This is a genomic window from Rhizobium sp. SVR5-2C (genome assembly GCF_056755115.1).
The window spans coordinates 1-288 of the sequence record NZ_JBNDHT010000369.1 but is presented as its reverse complement, the minus strand read 5'-3'; the positions used below and the strand labels follow the sequence as shown (position 1 = coordinate 288).

Genomic DNA, 288 nt, shown 5'->3' with positions numbered 1-288 from the left:
TGCGTCGAGGATGCGCAGGTCCTTGGCACCCAGCTCGCTCTGCAGCCAGTCCGCGGATACGACGAAACGGCTTTTGTCCGCTGCCATGATGATCTCTCCCTGCTATGGTTTCTTGATCTCGGTGTCGGGATATCGACGCTTGCCGGCGTCAGTTTTCGTCGGTCGGGGCGCCGAAACGGATGCGGAAACGGCGGTTTTCCTTGCCCTTCTTCTCGATCTTGGCGATGTGAATCGCTCCGACCTCCTGCGTCTCCGACACATGTGTGCCGCCACAGGGCTGGCTGTCAA

General features: G+C 60.1%; 2 pseudogenes. Both read right to left on the bottom strand.

The features are described 5' to 3' along the window. Positions 1-87, bottom strand: a pseudogene (locus ACPYOI_RS36125) (sulfurtransferase); the annotation flags it as partial. Positions 88-148: 61 nt separating this feature from the next. Beyond that, a pseudogene (locus ACPYOI_RS36120) lies at positions 149-288 on the bottom strand (alanyl-tRNA editing protein); the annotation flags it as partial.